The following is a 1,031-nucleotide window of genomic DNA, read 5'->3' on the forward strand; positions in this document are numbered from 1 at the left end:
TGAAAGAAGGAGGTGTCCTGGATGCAAAGCGAAGAGGACAGCCTGATCCGCGAGATGGTCGATACGATCGTTCGTGAAGTCAATCCCGACACCGTGATCCTCTTTGGTTCGCGAGCACGCGGTGACGCCCGGCCGGGTTCCGACGTCGATCTTCTGATCGTCGAGCCTGAGCCCTTCACCCCACGGCGCAGTCGCCGCCAGGAAACTGCGCGCCTGTACCTGGCCCTGCGCAAGCTGGCGATCGCCAAGGACCTGTTGCTCTATAGCCGCGATGAATTCGAGCAACTCAAGGAGTCGCCGCACCATATCGTTGGCCGCGCCCAGCGCGAAGGAAAGGTTCTGCATGCGCGCGCCGGATCACGCGCAGGACTTGCTGCTCGTGGCGCGCAAGGATTTCGATGCCTTGCGTGGCATGCTTGACAATCCGCTGTTCGCCGACGAGATTTTCGGTTTTCACGCTCAGCAGGCCATCGAGAAGGCACTCACGGCATGGCTTGCTGCGCGCTCGGTGTCGTTCCCGCTGACGCACGATCTGTCGCGTTTGCTTGGTTTGCTGGAAGAGAACGGCAACGACGTCAGCGCGTTCTGGCCACTCGTTCAATACACGCTCTTCGCTGTGCAGGCCCGCTACGAAGCCGGCCTGATGGAGGCCGAGGCGCCGATCGACCGCAGTGCCGTGATCGAGGAGGTGCAGCAGTTGCTCGGCACCGTCGCTCGACTGATCGGGGTGAGCGTGGGCGGAACGCGCGAGCGGGACAGGCGGTGACCGAACCGGGTTCAGGCTTGGTAACCGAGGAAGAAAGGATGAAAGGACTGACTGTTTCCCTCTCCCCCGCCCCCTCTTCCGCAAGCGGGCGAGGGGGGCGTCGCTGATGCGACTTGCGCAGTAACCAGAGATCGTCCCCGCGACGTTGCCATCCCTGCTCGCGCGCAGCTCGGAAGTCCTTCAGCGTCCGCAGTACGTGGCGATGACCTGCGCCAGGAAAATGCTGACGGTTCTCCGGTATCAGCGCTCAGCGCCTGCGGCAAGC

At 62.9% G+C, this 1,031-nt stretch carries 2 protein-coding genes; both read left to right on the forward strand.

The annotated features are described in order from the left end of the window. Positions 1-54 precede the first annotated feature (54 nt). A complete protein-coding gene (locus V5B60_RS14415; RefSeq protein ID WP_332347708.1) occupies positions 55-420 on the forward strand; it encodes a nucleotidyltransferase domain-containing protein in 366 nt (121 codons plus the stop codon). Continuing rightward, a complete protein-coding gene (locus V5B60_RS14420; protein WP_332347709.1) occupies positions 344-766 on the forward strand; it encodes a HEPN domain-containing protein in 423 nt (140 codons plus the stop codon). The genes V5B60_RS14415 and V5B60_RS14420 overlap by 77 nt, the downstream gene beginning before the upstream one ends. The last annotated feature ends 265 nt before the right edge of the window (positions 767-1,031 follow it).

This window comes from Accumulibacter sp. (assembly GCF_036625195.1).
Lineage (GTDB): Bacteria > Pseudomonadota > Gammaproteobacteria > Burkholderiales > Rhodocyclaceae > Accumulibacter.